Annotated in this window: 2 pseudogenes; both read left to right on the forward strand. The window is 68.0% G+C overall.

The annotated features are described in order from the left end of the window. Positions 1–17 precede the first annotated feature (17 nt). Positions 18–2,774 (forward strand): annotated as a pseudogene (locus ACMTAK_RS52755) (type I polyketide synthase); the annotation flags it as partial. Between the two features lie 654 nt (positions 2,775–3,428). After that, positions 3,429–23,390: pseudogene (locus ACMTAK_RS43155) on the forward strand (SDR family NAD(P)-dependent oxidoreductase); the annotation flags it as partial. Between the last annotated feature and the right edge of the window lie 36 nt (positions 23,391–23,426).

Consider the following 23,426-nt stretch of genomic DNA (forward strand, 5'->3'; position numbering starts at 1 on the left):
ACCAGCTTGTCGACGCATTGCGGAAGTCAGTCAAGGAGAATGCGCGGCTCCGCAAGGCGAACACATCGTTGCGGGCAGCCATGGACGAGCCGTTGGCGATTGTGGGTATGGCGTGCCGTCTGCCGGGTGGGGTGTCGTCGCCGGAGGATCTGTGGCGCTTGGTCGAGTCGGGTACGGATGCGATTTCCGGTTTTCCCACCGACCGTGGCTGGGACGTCGAGAACCTGTACGACCCTGATCCGGACGCGTCCGGGAAGTCGTACTGCGTGCAGGGCGGCTTCCTGGACTCCGCAGGCGGCTTCGACGCCTCGTTCTTCGGGATCAGCCCGCGGGAAGCCCTGGCGATGGACCCGCAGCAGCGGCTGGTCCTGGAGGCTTCCTGGGAAGCGTTCGAACGGGCCGGGATCGAGCCCGGTTCCCTCCGCGGTACTGATACCGGTGTTTTCATGGGTGCGTATCCCGGTGGCTACGGCATCGGTGCCGACCTCGGCGGCTTCGGGGCAACCGCCGGTGCGGTGAGTGTCCTGTCGGGTCGGGTGTCGTATTTCTTCGGCCTCGAGGGGCCGGCTGTCACGGTGGACACGGCGTGTTCGTCGTCGTTGGTGGCGTTGCACCAGGCGGGGTATGCGCTGCGGCAGGGGGAATGTTCCCTGGCCCTGGTCGGTGGTGTCACCGTGATGGCCACGCCGCAAAGCTTCGTGGAGTTCTCGCGGCAGCGCGGCCTGGCCGGCGATGGCCGGTGCAAGGCGTTCGCCGATGCCGCGGACGGCACGGGATGGGCTGAGGGAGTCGGCGTCCTGCTGGTGGAGCGTCTCTCGGATGCTCAGGCCAAGGGCCACCAGGTGTTGGCGGTGGTGCGGGGCTCGGCAGTCAATCAGGACGGTGCGTCGAACGGCCTGTCCGCGCCGAACGGCCCCTCGCAACAGCGGGTGATCCGGCAGGCGCTGGCCAATGCGGGTTTGACCACGGCTGAGGTGGATGTGGTCGAGGCGCATGGCACGGGTACGACGCTGGGCGACCCGATCGAGGCTCAGGCGCTGCTCGCGACCTATGGCCAGGATCGTGAGCGGCCGTTGCTGCTGGGTTCGGTGAAGTCGAATCTGGGACATACGCAGGCTGCGGCCGGCGTGTCGGGTGTCATCAAGATGGTGATGGCCCTGCGGCACAACACGGTGCCGCGCACGTTGCATGTGGATGAGCCGTCGCGGCATGTGGACTGGTCGGCGGGCGCGGTTGAGCTGGTGACGGAGAACCAGCCGTGGCCGGACACCGACCGGCCGCGTCGGGCAGGTGTGTCGTCGTTCGGGATCAGTGGTACGAACGCTCACGTCATCCTGGAAAGCGCGCCCCCCGCGCAGTCTGCGGACGGCACGGTGGTCGAGTCGGCGCCGGAGTGGGTGCCGTTGGTGGTGTCGGCCAGGACGCAGTCGGCTCTGGTCGCGTACGAGGGCCGGTTGCGTGCGTATCTGGCGGGGTCGCCCGGGGTGGATATGCGGGCTGTGGCATCGACGCTGGCGGTGACGCGGTCGGTGTTCGAGCACCGTGCCGTACTCATTGGAGATGACACCGTTACCGGGACGGCGGTGTCTGATCCCCGGGTGGTGTTCGTCTTCCCGGGGCAGGGGTCGCAGCGTGCTGGTATGGGTGAGGAACTGGCCGCCGCGTTCCCCGTCTTCGCACAGATCCATCAGCAGGTGTGGGATCTGCTGGATGTGCCCGATCTGGAGGTGAACGAGACCGGCTACGCCCAGCCGGCCCTGTTTGCTTTGCAGGTGGCTCTGTTCGGGTTGCTGGAGTCGTGGGGTGTGGGACCGGATGCGGTGATCGGCCACTCTGTGGGCGAACTCGCCGCCGGATATGTCTCCGGGGTTTGGTCGCTGGAAGACGCCTGCACGCTGGTCTCGGCACGGGCCCGCCTGATGCAGGCCCTGCCAGCAGGTGGGGTGATGGTTGCTGTTCCGGTCTCCGAGGAAGAAGCAAAAGCGGTCCTGCGCGAAGGCGTGGAGATCGCCGCGGTCAACGGCCCGTCGTCGGTGGTTCTCTCCGGCGACGAAACCGCAGTACTACAGGTCGCGGCGGCCTTGGGTAAGTCAACACGTCTGGCGACCAGCCATGCCTTCCACTCCGCCCGCATGGACCCCATGCTGGACGAGTTTCGGGCGGTGGCCGAAGGTCTCACCTACCAGACGCCCCATCTCACCATGGCCGCGGGCGAGCAGGTCACCACACCCGATTATTGGGTACGGCAGGTCCGTGAACCGGTCCGGTTCGGGGAGCAGGCCGCTTCCTACGGTGACGCGGTGTTCGTCGAGTTGGGTGCCGACCGGTCGCTGGCCCGCCTGGTCGATGGTGTCGCGATGCTGCACGGTGACCACGAGACACGGGCCGCGGTCAGCGCTCTGGCCCACCTGTATGTCAGCGGCGTGACGGTGGACTGGCCTGCGGTCCTCGGTGATGTTCCGGCGAGGGTGCTGGATCTTCCGACGTATGCCTTCCAGCATCAGCGGTACTGGCTTGAGGGTGCGGACCGGGCGGCTGCCGGTGGTCATCCGTTGCTCGGGCCGGCGGTAGGGCTGGCCGAGGCCAGTGGAGTGCTGTTCACCTCGCAAGTCTCCCGGAGCGGTGATCTGTGGCTGCGGGAGCAGGCGGTTCTGCCCGCGACGGTGTTCGTGGAGATGGCGCTGGCGGCGGCGGACGAGACCGGCTGCGGCCTCGTCGAGGAACTCACCGTGGAAGCGTTGCTGCTGCTTCCCGACGAGGGCGCGGTCCAGATACAGACCTGGGTGAGCGAACCGGATGAGGCCAGCCGCCGCCAGCTCAGTGTCCACGCCCGTTGCAGCGACGGCGAGCCCTGGACACGCCTGGCCACCGCGACCCTGGCCACCACCACCGGCAGGGTGTCCGGCTGGCAGGCCGGGGAGGTGTGGCCGCCGACCGGTGCGGTACCGGTCGCGACATCGGCACCGTCACTGCGCGGGGTGTGGCGCTGCGGCAGCGATGTGTTCGCCGAGGTTGCCCTGGACGACGCCCACGATGCCACCGGGTTTGTGCTTCATCCCGGCCTGATGACGGCCGCGCTCACCGCTGTAGGTGAGGAGACCCCTGCCGTGTGGCAGGGCCTGACCCTGCACGCCCGCAACCCTGCCGAGCTGCGCGTCCGTCTCACCTCACACGATGACGGCACCCTGTCCGCAGAGGCCACCGACAGCACAGGACTTCCTGTCCTGACCGCCCGCTCCCTCACCCTGGGCGCCGTTCCCGTCAACGAACCGGCCACCAGCACCACCGACCTGCTGACCCTGACCTGGGCAGGAATCCCCACCCCCCAGCAGACCGGCCTGACGGTGGGTGCGTTTGAAGACCTGGCGGTGGACGGTGATGCGCCGGTGCCCGACGTCGTGGTGTTCACCGCGCGCCCCGGCAACGACGACCCGCTGGCACAGACTCGCATACTGACCGCCCAGGTCCTGCAAACAGTCCAGGAGTGGCTTGGCGGGGAACGCTTCAGCGACAGCACGCTGGTCGTGCGGACCGGCACCGGGCTGGCCGCCGCCGCCGTGTCGGGCTTGATGCGGTCGGCCCAGTCCGAACACCCCGGGCGGTTCGTCCTGGTCGAAAGTGACGACGACGCCCTCACCCCGGACCAGGTGGCCGCCACCGTCGGATTGGACGAGCCGCGGCTGCGGATCAGCGACGGCCGGTACGAAGTGCCCCGGCTGACCCGCACGCAGGCCGATGAGCCTGAGCCTGAGCCTGAGAGGGCGTGGGATCCAGATGGCACGGTCCTGGTCACGGGCGGTTCCGGCGTCCTGGCGGGGATCGTCGCCCGGCACCTGGTGGCCGAGCGCGGCGTGCGTCATCTGCTGCTGCTGTCCCGCAGCACCCCGGATGAGGCACTGATCGGCGAGCTCGGTGAATTGGGCGCCCGGGTCGGCACAGCGGCCTGTGATGTGTCCGATCGTGCCGGGCTGGCGCGGGTGCTGGCGGATGTGTCGCCGGAGCATCCGTTGACGGCGGTGGTTCATACCGCGGGTGTGGTGGATGACGGTGTGGTGGAGTCCCTGACCGCGCAGCGGCTGGAGACCGTGTTCCGGCCCAAGGCCGATGGTGCCTGGCATCTGCACGAACTCACCCGCGACACCGACCTGGCCGCGTTCGTCATGTATTCCTCGGCTGCCGGTGTCATGGGCGGTGCGGGGCAAGGCAACTACGCGGCGGCAAACGCGTTCCTGGACGCGCTCGCCGAACAACGCCGAGCCGAGGGCCTGCCCGCACTTGCACTCGCCTGGGGTCTGTGGGAAGACACCAGCGGCCTGACCGCCAAACTGACCGGCACCGACCACGACCGAATCCGCCGCAGCGGCCTGCGAACCATCACCGCCGAGCATGGGATGCGGCTGTTCGACACCGCATCGCGTCGTGGTGAGCCGGTTCTGGTGGCCGCGCCGCTGGGTCCGGTGCGGGAGGCCGAAGTCCCGGCGCTACTGCGGTCATTGCACCGTCCGATCGTCCGGCGTGCTGCTTTCGCCGGTGGAGTGCGGTGGCTGGCCGCTCTGGCACCGGAGGAACGGGCGAAGGCACTGCTGAAGGTGGTGTGTGACACCGCCGCGACGGTTCTGGGGCACGCCGATGCGCGCACCATTCCGGTGACCGGAGCGTTCAGGGATCTGGGTATCGATTCGCTGACGGCGGTGGAGTTGCGGAACGGTCTGGCGAAGGCGACGGGGTTGCGGTTGCCCGCCACGTTGGTGTTCGACTATCCGACTCCGACGGCCTTGGCCGCCCGGCTGGGGGAGTTGTTCACCGGCGAGAATCCTGTATTGGTACGCACCGCCTCGGTGGTGGGGCAGGACGAGCCGTTGGCGATTGTGGGTATGGCGTGTCGTCTGCCGGGTGGGGTGTCGTCGCCGGAGGATCTGTGGCGCTTGGTCGAGTCGGGTACGGACGCGATTTCCGGTTTCCCCGCCGACCGTGGCTGGGACGCAGAGAACCTGTACGACCCGGACCCGGACGCGCCGGGGAAGTCGTACTGCGTGGAGGGCGGTTTCCTCGATGCCGCGGCCAGCTTCGACGCCGGGTTCTTCGGTATCAGTCCGCGTGAGGCACTGGCGATGGATCCGCAGCAGCGGCTGGTGCTGGAGGTGTCCTGGGAGGCGTTCGAGCGGGCCGGGATCGAGCCCGGTTCCGTACGCGGCAGCGACACCGGCGTCTTCATGGGCGCCTACGTCGGTGGCTACGGCGCCGGTGCCGACCTCGGCGGCTTCGCGGCCACCGCCAGCGCGACCAGTGTCCTGTCGGGACGGGTGTCGTACTTCTTCGGCCTCGAAGGCCCCGCCATCACAGTCGACACGGCCTGCTCGTCATCACTGGTGGCATTGCACCAGGCCGGGTACGCCCTGCGGCAAGGGGAGTGCTCGCTGGCCCTGGTCGGCGGCGCCACCGTGATGGCCACGCCGCAAAGCTTCGTGGAGTTCTCCCGCCAGCGCGGCCTGGCATCCGATGGCCGGTGCAAGGCGTTCGCCGACGCCGCGGACGGCACGGGATGGGCCGAAGGCGTCGGTGTGCTGCTGGTCGAGCGGCTCTCCGACGCCCGCCGCAACGGCCACCAGGTGCTTGCGGTGGTCCGCAGCTCGGCGGTCAACCAGGACGGTGCCTCCAACGGCCTGTCCGCGCCGAACGGCCCCTCCCAGCAGGGGGTGATCCGGCAAGCATTGGCCAACGCGGGCCTGAGCACGGCTGAGGTGGATGTGGTCGAGGCGCATGGCACGGGTACGACGCTGGGTGACCCGATCGAGGCTCAGGCGGTGCTCGCCACCTATGGCCAGGACCGTGAGCGGCCCCTGCTGCTGGGCTCGTTGAAGTCGAATATCGGTCATACGCAGGCTGCCTCGGGTGTGTCGGGCGTCATCAAGATGGTGATGGCCCTGCAGCACAACACCGTTCCCCGCACCCTGCACGTGAACGAGCCATCACGGCATGTGGACTGGACGGCCGGTGCGGTGGAACTGGTGAGGGAAAACCGGTCCTGGCCCGACACCGACCGGCCCCGCCGGGCAGGCGTGTCGTCCTTCGGCGTCAGCGGCACCAACGCCCACGTCATCCTGGAGAGCGCACCCGCCCAGCCCGCGCAGGAGGCGCAGCCTGTTGTGACGCCGGTGGTGGCCTCGGATGTGCTGCCCCTGGTGGTATCGGCCAGGACCCAGTCCGCTCTGGCCGAGGTTGAGGACCGGCTGCGCGCCTACCTGGCCGCAACACCCGAGGCAGACATGCGGGCTGTGGCGTTGACGCTGGCGGTGACGCGGTCGGTGTTCGAGCACCGTGCCGTGCTCCTCGGCGACGGCACCGTTACCGGCACCGGCGCTGCTATGTCTGATCCCCGGGTGGTGTTCGTCTTTCCGGGGCAGGGGTGGCAGTGGCTGGGGATGGGCAGTGCGCTGCGTGATTCGTCGGTGGTGTTCGCCGAGCGGATGGCCGAGTGTGCGGCGGCGTTGGGTGAGTTCGTGGACTGGGATCTGTTCACGGTGCTGGATGATCCGGCGGTGGTGGACCGGGTCGATGTGGTTCAGCCCGCTTCGTGGGCGGTGATGGTTTCGCTGGCCGCGGTGTGGCAGGCGGCTGGTGTGCGGCCGGACGCGGTGATCGGTCACTCCCAGGGCGAGATCGCCGCCGCCTGTGTGGCCGGTGCGGTGTCGCTGCGGGATGCCGCCCGGATTGTGACGTTGCGCAGTCAGGTGATCGCGCGGGGGCTGGCGGGCTGGGGTGCGATGGCATCCATCGCGTTGCCCGCACAGGATGTCGAGCTGGTCGACGGTGCCTGGATCGCCGCGCATAACGGTCCCGCGTCGACGGTGATCGCGGGTGCGCCGGAGGCGGTGGACCGTGTGCTGGCGGTTCATGAGGCACAGGGGGTGCGGGTGCGGCGGATCACCGTCGACTACGCCTCGCATACCCCGCACGTCGAGCTGATCCGCGACGAACTGCTCGGCATCACCGCCGGTGTTGGTTCGCAGGCTCCGGTGGTGCCGTGGCTGTCGACCGTGGACGGCACCTGGGTCGAGGGCCCCTTGGATGCGGCGTACTGGTACCGGAACCTGCGTGAACCGGTCGGTTTCGACTCCGCCGTCAGCCAGTTGCGTGCCGAGGGCGAGACCGTGTTCGTGGAGGTCAGTGCCAGCCCGGTGTTGTTGCAGGCGATGGATGACGATGTCGTCTCTGTTGCCACGTTGCGTCGTGACGACGGGGACGCAATCCGGATGCTCACCGCCCTGGCACAGGCCTACACCCACGGCGTCACCGTCGACTGGTCCGCCATCCTCGGCGCCACCACAGCCCGGGTGCTGGACCTTCCGACCTACGCCTTCCAGCACCAGCGGTACTGGGTCGAGGGTGTGGATCGCTCGGCTGTGGGTGGTCATCCGTTGCTGGGCGTTGCGGTGGAGTTGCCTGAGTCCGATGGTGTGCTGTTGACCGGGCGGGTATCCCTGGCCACCCACGCGTGGCTGGCTGATCACGCGGTGCGGGGCAGTGTGCTGCTTCCCGGTGCAGCTTTTGTTGAGCTGGTTGTCCGCGCCGCCGACGAGGTGGAGTGCGGCGCCATCGATGAGCTGGTGATCGAAACCCCGCTCTTGCTGCCGCAGACCGGCGGTGTGCAACTATCCGTCTCCGTCGCCGAGGCCGACGAGTCCGGACACCGAGCGGTGACAGTCTTTTCTCGGGCGGATAACGCGGACACATGGACCCGGCATGTTACCGCCACGATCAGCGCCTCTGATGCCCCCCTCTCGCTGCCGGAGTTTGCTTCGTGGCCACCAGCCCAGGCGCAGCCGGTGAACGTGGCCGACGTCTACGAGCGGCTGGCAGCGGCAGGTACTGAGTACGGTCCCGCGTTCCAGGGGCTGCAAGCTGCGTGGCGCGACGGGGACACCGTCTACGCCGAGGTTGCTCTGGCCGAGGAGCAGGCCCAGGAGGCGGCACGATACGCCGTGCACCCGGCGCTGTTGGACGCCGCCATGCACGCCAGCATCCTGAACACACCCGATACCGACCAGCAGAGCGTGCGGATGCCGTTCTCCTGGAACGACGTCCAAATCCGAGCGACCGGCACCGCCATGCTGCGCGTCGCGGCAACACCCGCAACCGACGGCTGGAGTGTGCGGGTCGCCGACGACACCGGCCGGCCCGTGGCCACCATCGGCTCCCTCATCACCCGGCCGGTGACAGCTAACACACTCGGTTCCGCTGCCGATGACCTGCTCACGCTGGTATGGACGGAGATCCCGACTCCCCAGCAGAGCAGCCTGAGCGTCGGCGGGTACGAAGACCTGGCGGACGGTGACGTACCGGTCCCCGCCGTGGCGGTCTACACCGCGCGCCCCGATACCGATGGCAGCCCTGATCCGCTGGTACAGACTCGTACGCTGACCGCCCAGGTCCTCCAGACGGCCCAGGAGTGGCTTGGCGGGGAGCGCTTCACCGACAGCACGCTGGTCGTGCGGACCGGTACCGGTTTGGCCGCCGCCGCGGTGTCAGGTCTGATGCGTTCAGTCCAGTCCGAACACCCCGGCCGCTTCGTCCTGGTGGAAAGCGACGACGACAGCCTCACCCTCCACCAGCTGGCCGTGACCGTCGAATTGGACGAGCCGCGGCTGCGCGTCAGCGACGGCCGGTTCGAAGTGCCACGGCTGGCCCGTGTGAACGCCGCTGAGCCCGAAACCGAAAAGGTGTGGGATCCGGATGGCACGGTCCTGATCACGGGCGGTTCGGGCGTCCGGGCAGGCGCCCTCGCCCGCCACCTGGTAGCCGAACGTGGTGTACGTCATCTCCTGCTGCTGTCCCGCACCGCTGCCGACGAGGGATTGCTCAACGAACTCGGCGAGCTGGGTGCCTGGGTCGACACAGCAATCTGTGACGTATCGGATCGTGCCCGGCTGGCCCAGGTACTGGCCGGTGTATCACCGAAACACCCCCTGACCGCGGTGATTCACACCGCCGGCGCACTCGACGACGGCGTGGTCGAGTCCCTGACCGCGCAGCGGCTGGACACGGTGCTACGGCCCAAGGCCGACGGTGCCTGGCACCTGCACGAACTCACCCGGGACGCCGACCTGGCAGCGTTCGTCATGTATTCCTCGGCCGCCGGTGTCATGGGTAATCCGGGACAGGGCAACTTCGCGGCGGCCACCGCGTTCTTGGACGCGTTGGCCGAGCAACGCCGTGCCGAGGGCCTGCCCGCGTTGGCGCTGGCCTGGGGTTCGTCAGAGGAGACCAGTGGTCTGACCGGTCTGCGGACCATCTCTGCCGAGCATGGGATGGGTCTGTTCGACAGCGCATCGCATCGTCGCGAGCCGCTTCTGGTGGCCGCGTCGATGGATCCGGTACTGGCAGCAGAGGTTCCGGCGTTGCTGCGTTCGTTGCGTCGCCCGGTCGCCCGGCGGGCCGCTTCCGCCGACGGGGTGCAGTGGCTGGCCGGTTTGGCGCCGGAGGAGCGGGCGAAGGCACTGCTGAAGGTTGTGTGTGACAGTGCCGCCGTGGTCCTGGGGCACGCTGACGCCCGCACCATTCCCGTGACCGGTGCGTTCAAGGATCTGGGCGTGGATTCGCTCACCGCGGTGGAGTTGCGCAACAGCCTGATGAAGGCGACGGGGTTGCGGCTGCCTGCCACGTTGGTGTTCGACTATCCGACTCCGACGGCCTTGGCCGCCCGGCTGGGGGAGTTGTTCACCGGCGAGAACTCTGTCCCGGTACGTGGGCCGGTGTCGGTGGTGGGGCAGGACGAGCCGTTGGCGATCGTGGGTATGGCGTGTCGTCTGCCGGGTGGGGTGTCGTCGCCGGAGGATCTGTGGCGCTTGGTCGAGTCGGGTACGGACGCGGTCTCCGGTTTCCCCACCGACCGCGGCTGGGACCTCGAGGATCTGTTCGATCCGGACCCGGATGCGGCAGGGAAGTCGTACTGCGCAGAGGGTGGCTTCCTTGATGCCGCGGCTGGCTTCGACGCCGGGTTCTTCGGGATCAGTCCGCGCGAGGCGTTGGCGATGGATCCGCAGCAGCGGCTGCTGTTGGAGGTGTCCTGGGAGGCGTTCGAGCGGGCCGGGATCGAGCCCGGTTCCGTACGGGGCAGCGACACCGGCGTCTTCATTGGTGCATTCCCCGTTGGCTACGGCGCCGGTGCTGCCCGCGAGGGTTACGGTGCGACCGCGGCTCCCAACGTATTGTCCGGCCGGCTGTCGTACTTCTTCGGTCTTGAGGGTCCGGCGATCACGATGGACACGGCGTGCTCCTCGTCCCTGGTTGCTTTGCATCTGGCGGCGCAGGCGTTGCGTAATGGTGAGTGTTCGATGGCGTTGGCCGGTGGTGTGACGGTGATGGCCACGCCGGAGGTCTTCACCGAGTTCGCTCGGCAGCGTGGTCTGGCCTCCGATGGCCGGTGTAAGGCGTTCGCGGACAGTGCGGACGGTGCCGGCTTCTCCGAGGGCGCGGGTCTGCTGCTGGTCGAGCGGCTCTCCGACGCCCGCCGCAACGGCCACCAGGTGCTCGCAGTCGTTCGTGGATCTGCAGTAAACCAAGACGGCGCGTCCAACGGCTTTACGGCGCCGAACGGACCCTCCCAGCAGCGGGTGATCCAGCAGGCGCTGGCCAACGCGGGTCTGACCACGTCCGAGGTGGATGTGGTCGAGGCGCATGGCACGGGTACGACGCTGGGTGACCCGATCGAGGCCCAGGCGGTACTCGCCACTTACGGCCAGGACCGTGAGCGGCCCCTGCTGCTGGGTACATTGAAGTCGAACATCGGTCATACGCAGGCTGCCGCAGGTGTATCGGGTGTCATCAAGATGGTGATGGCCCTGCAGCAGAACACGGTGCCGCGCACGTTGCATGTGAACGAGCCGTCGCGGCATGTGGACTGGTCGGCGGGTGCGGTTGAACTGGTGACGGAGAACCAGTCCTGGCCCGTCACCGATCGGCCGCGTCGGGCGGGTGTGTCGGCTTTCGGGGTCAGTGGTACGAACGCACATGTCATCCTGGAGAGCGCACCCGCCCAGTCGGTGAACAACGCGCAGCCCGTGCAGACACCGGTTGTGGACTCGGAGCTGGCGCCGCTGGTCATATCAGCCAAGACGCTCCCGGCCTTGGCCGAACACGAGGACCGGCTGCGCGCCTACCTGGCCGCAACACCCGAGGCAGACATGCGGGCTGTCGCTTCGACGCTGGCGGTGACGCGGTCGGTGTTCGAGCACCGTGCCGTACTCCTCGGCGACGACACTGTTACCGGCACCGGCGCTGCTATGTCTGATCCCCGGGTGGTGTTTGTCTTCCCGGGGCAGGGGTGGCAGTGGCTGGGGATGGGCAGTGCGCTGCGGGGTTCGTCGGTGGTGTTCGCGGAGCGGATGGCCGAGTGTGCGGCGGCGTTGGGTGAGTTCGTGGACTGGGATCTGTTCACGGTGCTGGATGATCCGGCGGTGGTGGACCGGGTCGATGTGGTTCAGCCCGCCTCGTGGGCGGTGATGGTTTCGCTGGCCGCGGTGTGGCAGGCGGCTGGTGTGCGGCCGGACGCGGTGATCGGTCACTCCCAGGGTGAGATCGCTGCGGCGTGTGTGGCGGGTGCGGTGTCGTTGCGGGATGCGGCGCGAATTGTGACGTTGCGCAGTCAGGTGATCGCCCGCGGTCTGGCGGGCCGGGGCGCGATGGCATCCATCGCGTTGCCCGCACGGGATGTCGAGCTGGTCGACGGGGCCTGGATCGCCGCGCATAACGGTCCCGCGTCGACGGTGATCGCGGGCACCCCGGAGGCGGTGGACCGTGTCCTCACAGCTCATGAGGCGGGAGGGGTGCGGGTGCGGCGGATCACCGTCGACTACGCCTCGCACACTCCGCATGTCGAGCTGATCCGTGACGAACTGCTGGATGTCATCGCCGGTGTTGATTCGCAGGCTCCGGTGGTGCCGTGGCTGTCGACGGTCGATGGCACCTGGGTTGAGGGCCCGCTCGATGCGGAGTACTGGTACCGGAACCTGCGTGAACCGGTGGGTTTCGACCCCGCCGTCAGCCAGTTGCGTGCCGAGGGCGAGACCGTGTTCGTGGAGGTCAGTGCGAGTCCGGTGTTGTTGCAGGCGATGGATGATGCGGTGACTGTCGCCACGCTGCGTCGCGACGATGGGGACGCCGCTCGGATGCTAACGGCTCTGGCACAAGCGTTTGTCGAGGGCGTGACCGTTGACTGGCCCGCCATCCTCGGCACCGCCACGACACGGGTTCTGGACCTTCCGACCTACGCGTTCCAGCACCAGCGCTACTGGGCCGAGGGTGTGGACCGGTCGGTCGCGGGCGGTCATCCGTTGCTGGGTGTGGCGGTGGAGTTGCCTGAGTCCGATGGTGTGCTGTTGACCGGGCGGGTATCCCTGGCCACGCATGCCTGGCTGGCTGATCATGCGGTGCGGGGCAGTGTGCTGCTGCCCGGTACCGGGTTTGTGGAGTTGGTCGTCCGCGCCGCCGATGAGGTGGAGTGTGACGTCGTCGATGAGCTGGTGATCGAAACCCCGCTTCTGGTGCCGTCGTCCGGCGGTGTGCAACTGTCCGTGTCGGTCGGCGAGGCTGACGAATCCGGGCGCCGGGGTGTGACGGTCTTTTCCCGGGCGGATAGCGCCGACACCTGGACTCGCCACGTTTCGGCTACGATCGGCGCCTCTGACTCTGCCCTCTCGCTGCCAGAGCTTGTTGCTTGGCCTCCCGCAGAGGCACAGCCGGTGGACCTGGGCGATTTCTACGACCAGCTGACCGGGGCCGGTTATGAGTACGGTCCCGCATTCCAGGGGCTGCAGGCCGCGTGGCGTGACGGGGAGACCATCTTCGCCGAGGTTGTCCTGGCTGAGGAGCAGGCGCAGGAGGCGGCACGGTTCGCGGTGCATCCGGCGCTGTTGGACGCTGCCCTGCACGCCGGGATTCTGAACACACTCGACACCGCCGCCGAGCAGGGTGTGCGGCTGCCGTTTTCCTGGAACGGTGTCCAGGTCCAGGCCACTGGCACGGCCACGCTACGCGTTGCGATAACACCAGCAGCAGACGGCTGGAGTGTGCGGGTCGCCGACGAGAGCGGCCGACCGGTGGCCACCGTCGACTCGCTCGTAACGCGGCCGGTAACGGCCGACACGCTCGGTTCCGCTGCCGACGACCTGCTCACGGTGATCTGGACGGAGATCCCCACCCCCCAGCAGGCCGACCTGAGCGTAGGCCGGTTCGAAGACCTGGCAGACGGTGATGTGCCGGTGCCCGAGGTGGTGGTCTGCACCGCACTCCCCGACAGCAGCGAGAACACGCTGGGCCCGCTGGACCCGCTGGCACAGACCCGCACGCTGACCGCTCAGGTTCTGCGAACAGTCCAAGCGTGGCTGGCCGCGGAACGTTTCACCGACAGCACGCTTGTCGTGCGGACCGGTACCGGTTTGGCCGCTGCCGCCGTGTCGGGTCTGATGCGGTCTGCCCAGTCGGAACACCCCGGCCGGTTCGTTCTGGTGGAAAGCGACGACGACAGCCTCACCCTCCAGCAACTCGCGGCGACTGTCGGCTTGGACGAGCCGCGGTTGCGGGTCTGCGACGGTCGGTACGAGGTACCGCGGCTGGCGCGGGCGAACGCGCCGGAAAGCAGCCCGCTGACGATTCCTGGGCATCGTGCGTGGCAGCTGGAGCAGTCCCGCAGCGGAACCCTGCAAGACCTCGCGCTGGTACCCACCGACACCACCGAACGGCTCCTGCAACCGGGTGAAGTACGAATAGAGGTACGCGCCGCAGGCCTGAACTTCCGCGATGTTCTTATCGCGCTCGGCACTTACCCAGGTGAGGCGGTGATCGGGGCTGAGGCCGCGGGCGTGGTGCTCGAGGTCGGCCCGGAGGTGCAGGATCTGGTCCCGGGAGACCGAGTGTTCGGTCTTGTGGGCGGCGGGTTCGGGGCGGTCGCGATCGCTGATCGTCGCCTGCTGGGTGTGATGCCTGATGGTTGGTCCTTCACTACGGCGGCATCCGTGCCGGTCGTGTTCGCCACCGCGTACTACGGGTTGGTGGATCTGGCCGGGCTGAGCGCGGGTGAGTCCGTGCTGATCCACACCGCGGCGGGCGGTGTGGGCATGGCGGCGACTCAGATCGCTCGGCATTTGGGTGCGCAGATCTTCGCGACGGCCAGCACCGGTAAGCAGCGCGTCCTGCGTGAGGCGGGTCTGGAGGATACGCGGATCGGGGACTCGCGTACCACTGGCTTCCGGGAAGTGGTCCTGGACACCACTGACGGCCGGGGTGTCGATGTCGTCTTGAACTCCCTCAGCGGTGACTTCGTCGATGCCTCGCTTGATCTGCTGCCTCGTGGTGGCCGGTTCGTGGAGATGGGCAAGACCGACATCCGCGACCCGCACCAGGTCACCGCCGAGCGGCCGGGTACCAGCTACCAGGCGTTCGACCTGATGGACGCCGGCCCGGACCGGTTGCGGGAGATCATCGCCGAGCTGCTCGCCCTGTTCGCACAGGGTGTACTACAGCCACTGCCGGTGCAGGCCTGGGACATCCGCCAGGCCCGTGATGCGTTCGGCTGGATGAGCCGCGCCCGCCACATCGGCAAGATCGTCCTCACCATCCCTCAGCAACTCGACGCCAACGGCACGGTCCTGGTCACCGGTGGTTCAGGTGTCCTGGCGGGGATCGCGGCCCGGCATATGGTGGCCGAGCAGGGTGTGCGTCATATGTTGCTGCTGTCCCGCAGCACCCCGGACGATGCGCTGATCAACGAGCTCGGTGAGCTGGGCGCCCGGGTCGACACGGCGATCTGCGACGTGTCCGATCGTGCCGGGCTGGCGCGGGTACTGGCCGGTGTATCACCGGAACACCCCCTGACCGCCGTGATTCACACCGCCGGCGCACTCGACGACGGCGTCGTGGAGTCCCTGACTACACAGCAACTGGACACGGTCCTGCGGCCCAAGGCCGACGGCGCCTGGCACCTCCACGAACTCACCCGGGACACCGACCTGGCCGCGTTCGTCATGTACTCCTCCGCGGCTGGTGTGCTCGGCAGCGGGGGCCAGGGCAACTACGCGGCGGCCAATGCGTTCGTGGACGCGCTGGCGGAGCAGCGTCGTGCTGAGGGTCTGCCTGCGCTGGCGGTGGCGTGGGGTTTGTGGGAGGACGCGAGTGGTCTGACCGCCGGAATGACCGATACGGATCGTGACCGGATCCGGCGTGGTGGCCTGCGGGCCATCTCCGCGGGCCATGGGATGGGTTTGCTCGACGCCGCGTCACGTCATGGTGCATCAGTTCTGCTTGCTGCGGCGATGGGGCCTGTGCGTGATGCCGAGGTTCCGGCGTTGCTGCGCTTGTTGCATCGTCCCGTTGCCCGGCGGGCTGCTTCTACCGGTGATTCGTCGGTGCAGTGGCTGGCCCGGTTGGCGCCCGTGGAGCGGGAGAAGGCGCTGTTGAAGGTGGTGTGTGACGGCGCCGCGACGGTTCTGGGACATGCCGACGCCAGCAGCATTCCGGCGACCGCGGCGTTCAAGGATTTGGGCATTGATTCGCTGACGGCGGTGGAGTTGCGGAACGGTCTGGCGAAGGCGACGGGGTTGCGGTTGCCCGCCACGTTGGTGTTCGACTATCCGACTCCAGCGGCCTTGGCTGCAAGGTTGGGGGAGTTGTTCACCGGCGAGAACTCTGTTGCGGTACGTGGGCCGGTGTCGGCGGTGGGGCAGGACGAGCCGCTGGCGATCGTGGGCATGGCGTGTCGTCTGCCGGGTGGGGTGTCGTCGCCGGAGGATTTGTGGCGTCTGCTGGAGTCGGGTACGGATGCGGTCTCGGGTTTCCCCACCGACCGTGGCTGGGACGTGGAGAATCTGTTCGGTCCCGCAGCTGGTGACTCCTACCGTCTGCAGGGTGGTTTCGTGGAGACTGCGGCCGGTTTTGATGCCGGGTTCTTCGGGATCAGTCCGCGTGAGGCGTTGGCGATGGATCCGCAGCAGCGGCTGGTGCTGGAGGTGTCCTGGGAGGCGTTCGAGCGGGCGGGGATCGAGCCTGGTTCCGTGCGCGGTACTGATACCGGTGTTTTCATGGGTGCGTATCCCGGTGGCTACGGCATCGGTGCCGACCTCGGCGGCTTCGGCGCCACCGCGAGCGCGACCAGTGTCCTGTCCGGCCGGGTGTCGTACTTCTTCGGTCTTGAGGGCCCCGCCATCACGGTGGACACGGCGTGCTCGTCGTCGCTGGTGGCGTTGCATCAGGCGGGGTATGCGCTGCGGCAGGGTGAGTGTTCGCTGGCTCTGGTCGGTGGTGTCACGGTGATGGCCACGCCGCAGACTTTCGTGGAGTTCGCTCGTCAGGGTGGCTTGGCCGGTGACGGTCGCAGTAAGGCTTTCGCGGACAGTGCGGACGGTGCCGGATTCTCCGAGGGCGTCGGTGTGCTGTTGGTGGAGCGTTTGTCGGACGCTCAGGCCAAGGGCCACCAGGTACTGGCGATGCTCCGTAGTTCGGCGGTCAACCAGGATGGCGCCTCGAACGGGTTGACCGCGCCGAATGGTCCTTCGCAGCAGCGGGTGATCCAGGCCGCTCTCAGCAACGCGGGGTTGACCACGGCTGAGGTCGATGTGGTCGAGGCGCATGGCACGGGTACGACGTTGGGTGACCCGATCGAGGCCCAGGCGGTGCTCGCGACCTATGGCCAGGATCGTGAGCGGCCGTTGTTGCTGGGTTCGGTGAAGTCGAATCTGGGACATACGCAGGCTGCGGCCGGTGTGTCGGGTGTCATCAAGATGGTGATGGCGCTGCAGCACGGTCTCGTGCCGCGCACGTTGCATGTGGATGAGCCGTCGCGGCATGTGGACTGGTCGGCGGGCGCGGTTGAGCTGGTGATGGAGAACCAGCCGTGGCCGGATATGGGTCGGCCGCGTCGGGCAGGCGTGTCCTCCTTCGGGATCAGTGGTACGAATGCCCACGTCATCCTGGAAAGCGCGCCCCCTGCACAGCTGGCGGACGGCACGGTGGTCGAGTCGGTGCCGGAGTGGGTGCCGTTGGTGGTGTCGGCCAGGACGCAGTCGGCTCTGGTCGCGTACGAGGGCCGGTTGCGTGCGTATCTGGCGGGGTCGCCCGGGGTGGATATGCGGGCTGTGGCATCGACGCTGGCGGTGACGCGGTCGGTGTTCGAGCACCGTGCCGTACTCATTGGAGATGACACCGTTACCGGCACCGGCGCCGCTATGTCTGATCCCCGGGTGGTGTTCGTCTTCCCGGGGCAGGGGTCGCAGCGTGCCGGTATGGGTGAGGAACTGGCCGCCGCGTTCCCCGTCTTCGCACAGATCCATCAACAGGTGTGGGATCTGCTGGATGTGCCCGATCTGGAGGTGAACGAGACCGGCTACGCCCAGCCGGCCCTGTTCGCTTTGCAGGTGGCTCTGTTCGGGCTGCTGGAGTCGTGGGGTGTTGGTCCGGATGCGGTGATCGGCCACTCTGTGGGTGAGCTTGCGGCTGCGTATGTGTCCGGGGTGTGGTCGTTGGAGGATGCGTGCGCTTTGGTCTCGGCGCGGGCCCGTCTCATGCAGGCTCTGCCTGCGGGTGGGGCGATGGTCGCCGTCCCGGTGTCGGAGGATGAGGCCCGGGCCGTGCTGGGTGAGGGTGTGGAGATCGCCGCGGTCAATGGGCCGTCGTCGGTGGTTCTCTCCGGTGATGAGGCCGCCGTGCTACAGGCCGCCAGCACGTTGGGGAAGTGGACGCGGTTGGCGACCAGCCACGCGTTCCATTCCGCCCGTATGGAGCCGATGCTGGAGGAGTTCCGGGCGGTCGCCGAAGGCCTGACCTATCGGACACCCCAGGTCGCCATGGCCGCGGGCGAGCAGGTTGCGACGGCTGAGTATTGGGTGCGGCAGGTCCGGGATGTGGTCCGGTTCGGGGAGCAGGTGGCCTCGTTCGAGGACGCGGTGTTCCTTGAGTTGGGTGCCGACCGGTCACTGGCCCGCCTGGTCGACGGCATCGCGATGCTGCACGGTGATCATGAGGCACAGGCCGCGGTCAGCGCTCTGGCTCACCTGTATGTCAACGGCGTCACCGTCGACTGGCCCGCGGTGCTGGGCGATGTTCCGGCGAGGGTGCTGGATCTTCCGACCTACGCCTTCCAGCATCAGCGGTACTGGCTTGAGGGTGCGGACCGGTCGGCTGCCGGTGGTCATCCGCTGCTGGGTTCGACGGTGGCGGTCCCCGGCTCGGATGGTGTGCTGTTGACCGGGCGGGTGTCGTTGGCTACGCATGCGTGGTTGGCTGATCACACCGTGCGGGGCAGTGTGCTGCTGCCCGGTACCGGGTTTGTGGAACTGGTCGTCCGCGCGGCCGATGAGGTGGGCTGCGACGTCGTCGATGAGCTGGTGATCGAAACCCCGCTCCTGCTGCCGCAGACCGGAGGCGTGCAACTGTCTGTCGCGGTCGCCGAGTCCGACGAGTCCGGACGCCGGACGATGACGGTCTTCTCCCGGGCGGACAACGTCGATACCTGGACGCGGCACGCCACGGTCATGGTCAGCAACTCCGACGCGACCCTCTCGCTGCCGGACCTCAATGCGTGGCCACCTGCCCAGGCCCAGCCGGTGAACGTGGCCGACTTCTACGATCAGTTGACCGTGGTGGGCTACGAGTACGGTCCCGCGTTTCAGGGTTTGCAGGCTGCGTGGCGTGACGGCGACACCGTCTACGCCGAGGTCGTCCTCGCCGAAGAGCAAGCGCAGGACGCGGCCCGATACGCCGTGCATCCCGCGCTGCTGGATGCTGCCCTGCACGCCGGGATCCTGAATACACCCGACACCGAGCAGGGCGTGCGGTTGCCGTTCTCCTGGAACCAGGTTCAGATCCACGCGCCCGGGTCGGCGATGTTGCGTGTCGCCGTGACACAGGCGGCGGACGGCTGGAGTGTGCGGGCCGCTGATGACACCGGCCGGCCGGTGGCCACCATCGGCTCCCTCGTGACTCGGCCGGTAGCGGCCGACACACTCGGCTCCACCACCGATGACCTGCTCGCCCTGACGTGGAAGGAGATCCCGGCCCCTCAGGAGACCGGCCTGACCACAGGCCGCTTCGAAAACCTGGCGGATGGTGATGTGCCGGTCCCCGAGGTGGTGATCTTCACCGCGCGCCCCGACAGTAGCGAGAACCCGCTGGTCCAGACTCGTACGCTGACCGCCCAGGTCCTCCACACAATCCAGGAGTGGCTGGCCGAGGAACGCTTCACCGACAGCACACTGATGGTGCAGATCAGCACTGGCTTGGCCGCTGCCGCCGTGTCGGGGTTGATGCGGTCGGCGCAGTCGGAACATCCGGGTCGGTTTGTCCTGGTGGAAAGCGACGACGACACCCTCACCCCGGATCAACTGGCGGGGACTGTCGGGTTGGACGAGCCGCGGCTGCGGGTCAACGGTGGCCGGTTCGAAGTGCCACGACTGGCCCGCACGCATGCGGCCGAACCCGAGTCAGAGAGGGTTTGGGATCCGGATGGCACGGTTCTGATCACCGGTGGTTCGGGTGTGCTGGCGGGGATCGTCGCCCGGCACCTGGTGGCCGAACGTGGCGTGCGTCATCTGCTGCTGGTCTCCCGCAGCACCCCGGATGAGGCACTGATTGGCGAGCTCGGTGAACTGGGTGCCCAGGTGGCCACAGCGGCCTGTGACGTGTCCGACCGTGCCGGGCTGGCGCGGGTGCTGGCGGGTGTGTCGCCGGAGCATCCGTTGACGGCGGTGGTTCATACCGCGGGTGTGGTGGACGACGGTGTGGTGGAGTCCCTGACCGCGCAGCGGCTGGAGACGGTGTTGCGGCCCAAGGCCGACGGCGCCTGGCACCTGCACGAACTCACCCGTGATGCCGACTTGGCCGCTTTCGTCATGTACTCCTCGGCTGCCGGCGTATTCGGTAGTGCGGGGCAAGGCAACTATGCGGTGGCGAACGCTTTCCTGGACGCTCTCGCTGAGCAGCGTCGTGCTGAGGGTCTGCCCGCACTCGCGCTGGCCTGGGGCCTCTGGGAGGACACCAGCGGTCTGACCGCGAAGCTGACCGATACAGACCATGACCGGATCCGGCGCAGCGGCCTGCGGGCCATCTCCGCCGAGCATGGTATGCGGCTGTTCGACAGTGCGTCGCGCCATGACGAGCCGGTTCTGGTGGCTGCGGCGATGGAGCCGGTACGGAACGCGGAAGTCCCGGCGTTGCTGCGGTCGTTGCACCGCCCGGTCGCCCGGCGGGCGGCCTCCGGCGGTGCGGTGCGGTGGCTGGCCGCTCTGGCGCCGGAGGAGCGGGCGACGGCACTGGTGAAGGTGGTGAGTGACAGTGCCGCGACGGTTCTGGGACATGCCGACGCCAGCACGATTCCGGTGACTGCCGCGTTCAGGGATCTGGGTGTGGATTCGCTGACGGCGGTTGAACTACGGAACAGTCTGACGAAGGCCACGGGACTGCGGCTGCCCGCCACGATGGTGTTCGACTACCCGACCGCAGGTGCCCTGGCTGCGCGGTTGGAGGAGTTGTTCACCGGCGAGAATCCCGTTCAGGTACGCACGCCAGTGTCGGCGGTGGGGCAGGACGAGCCGTTGGCGATCGTAGGTATGGCCTGCCGCCTGCCTGGTGGAGTCTTCTCTCCTGAGGACTTGTGGCGTCTTGTGGAGGCGGGTACGGACGCGATCTCCGGTTTCCCCACGGACCGTGGCTGGGACGTGGAGAACTTGTTCGACTCGGATCCGGATGCGGCCGGGAAGTCGTACTGCGTAGAGGGCGGCTTCCTGGAGACCGCGGCCAACTTTGATGCCTCGTTCTTCGGGATCAGTCCGCGTGAGGCGTTGGCGATGGACCCGCAGCAGCGGCTGGTGCTGGAGGCGTCCTGGGAGGCGTTCGAACGGGCCGGGATCGAGCCCAGTTCCGTACGCGGCAGCGACACCGGCGTCTTCATGGGCGCTTTCCCGGGCGGTTACGGCATCGGCGCAGACCTCGAAGGTTATGGTGCGACCGCTGGCCTCAACGTGCTGTCCGGCCGACTGTCGTACTTCTTCGGTCTTGAGGGACCCGCGGTCACGGTGGACACGGCCTGTTCCTCGTCGCTGGTCGCCCTGCACCAGGCGGGGTATGCCTTGCGGCAGGGTGAGTGTTCGCTGGCCCTGGTCGGTGGTGTCACCGTGATGGCCACGCCACATACCTTCGTGGAGTTCTCGCGGCAGCGTGGCCTGGCATCCGATGGCCGGTGCAAGGCGTTCGCGGACAGCGCGGACGGCACGGGATGGTCTGAGGGCGTCGGTGTCCTGCTGGTGGAGCGTCTCTCGGATGCTCAGGCCAAGGGCCACCAGGTATTGGCAGTGGTCCGCAGCTCGGCGGTGAACCAGGACGGTGCGTCGAACGGCCTGTCCGCGCCGAACGGCCCCTCCCAGCAGCGGGTGATCCGGCAGGCGCTGGCCAACGCGGGGTTGACCACGGCTGAGGTGGACGTGGTTGAGGCGCATGGCACGGGTACGACGTTGGGTGACCCGATCGAGGCGCAGGCGGTGCTCGCGACCTATGGCCAGGATCGTGAGCGGCCGTTGTTGCTGGGTTCGGTGAAGTCGAATCTGGGTCATACGCAGGCTGCTGCGGGTGTATCGGGTGTCATCAAGATGGTGATGGCGCTGCGGCATGGGTTGGTGCCGCGCACGTTGCATGTGGATGAGCCGTCGCGGCATGTGGACTGGTCGGCGGGCGCGGTTGAGCTGGTGACGGAGAACCAGCCGTGGCCGGACACCGACCGGCCGCGTCGGGCAGGTGTGTCGTCGTTCGGAGTCAGTGGTACGAACGCCCACGTCATCCTGGAGAGCGCGCCCCCCGCGCAGCCGGCGGACGGCACGGTGGTCGAGTCGGTGCCGGAGTGGGTGCCGTTGGTGGTGTCGGCCAGGACGCAGTCGGCTCTGGTCGCGTACGAGGGCCGGTTGCGTGCGTATCTGGCGGGGTCGCCCGGGGTGGATTTGCGGGCTGTGGCGTCGACGCTGGCGGTGACGCGGTCGGTGTTCGAGCACCGTGCCGTACTCATTGGAGAAGACACCGTTACCGGGACGGCGGTGTCTGATCCCCGGGTGGTGTTCGTCTTCCCGGGGCAGGGGTCGCAGCGTGCTGGTATGGGTGAGGAACTGGCCGCCGCGTTCCCCGTCTTCGCACAGATCCATCAGCAGGTGTGGGATCTGCTGGATGTGCCCGATCTGGAGGTGAACGAGACCGGCTATGCCCAGCCTGCTTTGTTCGCTTTGCAGGTGGCTCTGTTCGGGTTGCTGGAGTCGTGGGGTGTTGGTCCGGATGCGGTGATCGGCCACTCTGTGGGTGAGCTTGCGGCTGCGTATGTGTCCGGGGTGTGGTCGTTGGAGGATGCGTGCGCTTTGGTCTCGGCGCGGGCCCGTCTCATGCAGGCTCTGCCTGCGGGTGGGGCGATGGTCGCCGTCCCGGTGTCGGAGGATGAGGCCCGGGCCGTGCTGGATGAGGGTGTGGAGATCGCCGCGGTCAATGGGCCGTCGTCGGTGGTTCTCTCCGGTGATGAGGCCGCCGTGCTGCGGGCCGCCAGCATGTTGGGGAAGTGGACGCGGTTGGCGACCAGCCACGCGTTCCATTCCGCTCGTATGGAGCCGATGCTGGAGGAGTTCCGGGCGGTCGCCGAGGGCCTGACCTATCACATGCCTCGGGTCGCCATGGCCGCGGGCGAGCAGGTTGCGACGGCTGAGTATTGGGTGCGGCAGGTCCGTGATGTGGTCAGGTTCGGGGAGCAGGTGGCCTCGTTCGAGGACGCGGTGTTCCTTGAGTTGGGTGCCGACCGGTCGCTGGCCCGCCTGGTCGACGGCATCGCGATGCTGCACGGTGACCATGAGGCACAGGCCGCGGTCAGCGCTCTGGCCCACCTGTATGTCAGCGGCGTGACGGTGGACTGGCCTGCGGTGCTGGGCGATGTTCCGGCGAGGGTGCTGGATCTTCCGACGTACGCCTTCCAGCACGAGCGGTATTGGGCCGAGGCCGGCCGGTCTGCCGATGTGTCGGGGGCGGGTCTGGATGCGGTGCGGCATCCGTTGCTGGGGGCGGTGGTGGCGTTGCCGGGTTCGGATGGTGTGATGCTGACTGGGCGGGTGTCGTTGGCTACGCATGCGTGGTTGGCTGATCACGCGGTCTGGGGCAGTGTGTTGCTGCCCGGTACCGGGTTTGTTGAGCTGGTTGTCCGCGCTGCGGATGAGGTGGGCTGCGACGTCGTCGATGAGCTGATCGTTGAAGCCCCGCTTCTGCTGCCGCAGAGCGGTGGTGTGCAGGTGTCGGTGTCGGTTGGTGAGGCTGACGAGTCCGGGCGCCGGGTGGTGACGGTCTTCTCCCGGGCGGACAGCGCCGATTCCTGGGTCCGGCACGTTTCCGCCGTGATTGGTGCATCTGATTCGACGGTCCCGCTG

This window comes from Streptomyces lacaronensis, from assembly GCF_047337785.1.
GTDB classification, from domain to species: domain Bacteria; phylum Actinomycetota; class Actinomycetes; order Streptomycetales; family Streptomycetaceae; genus Streptomyces; species Streptomyces lycopersici.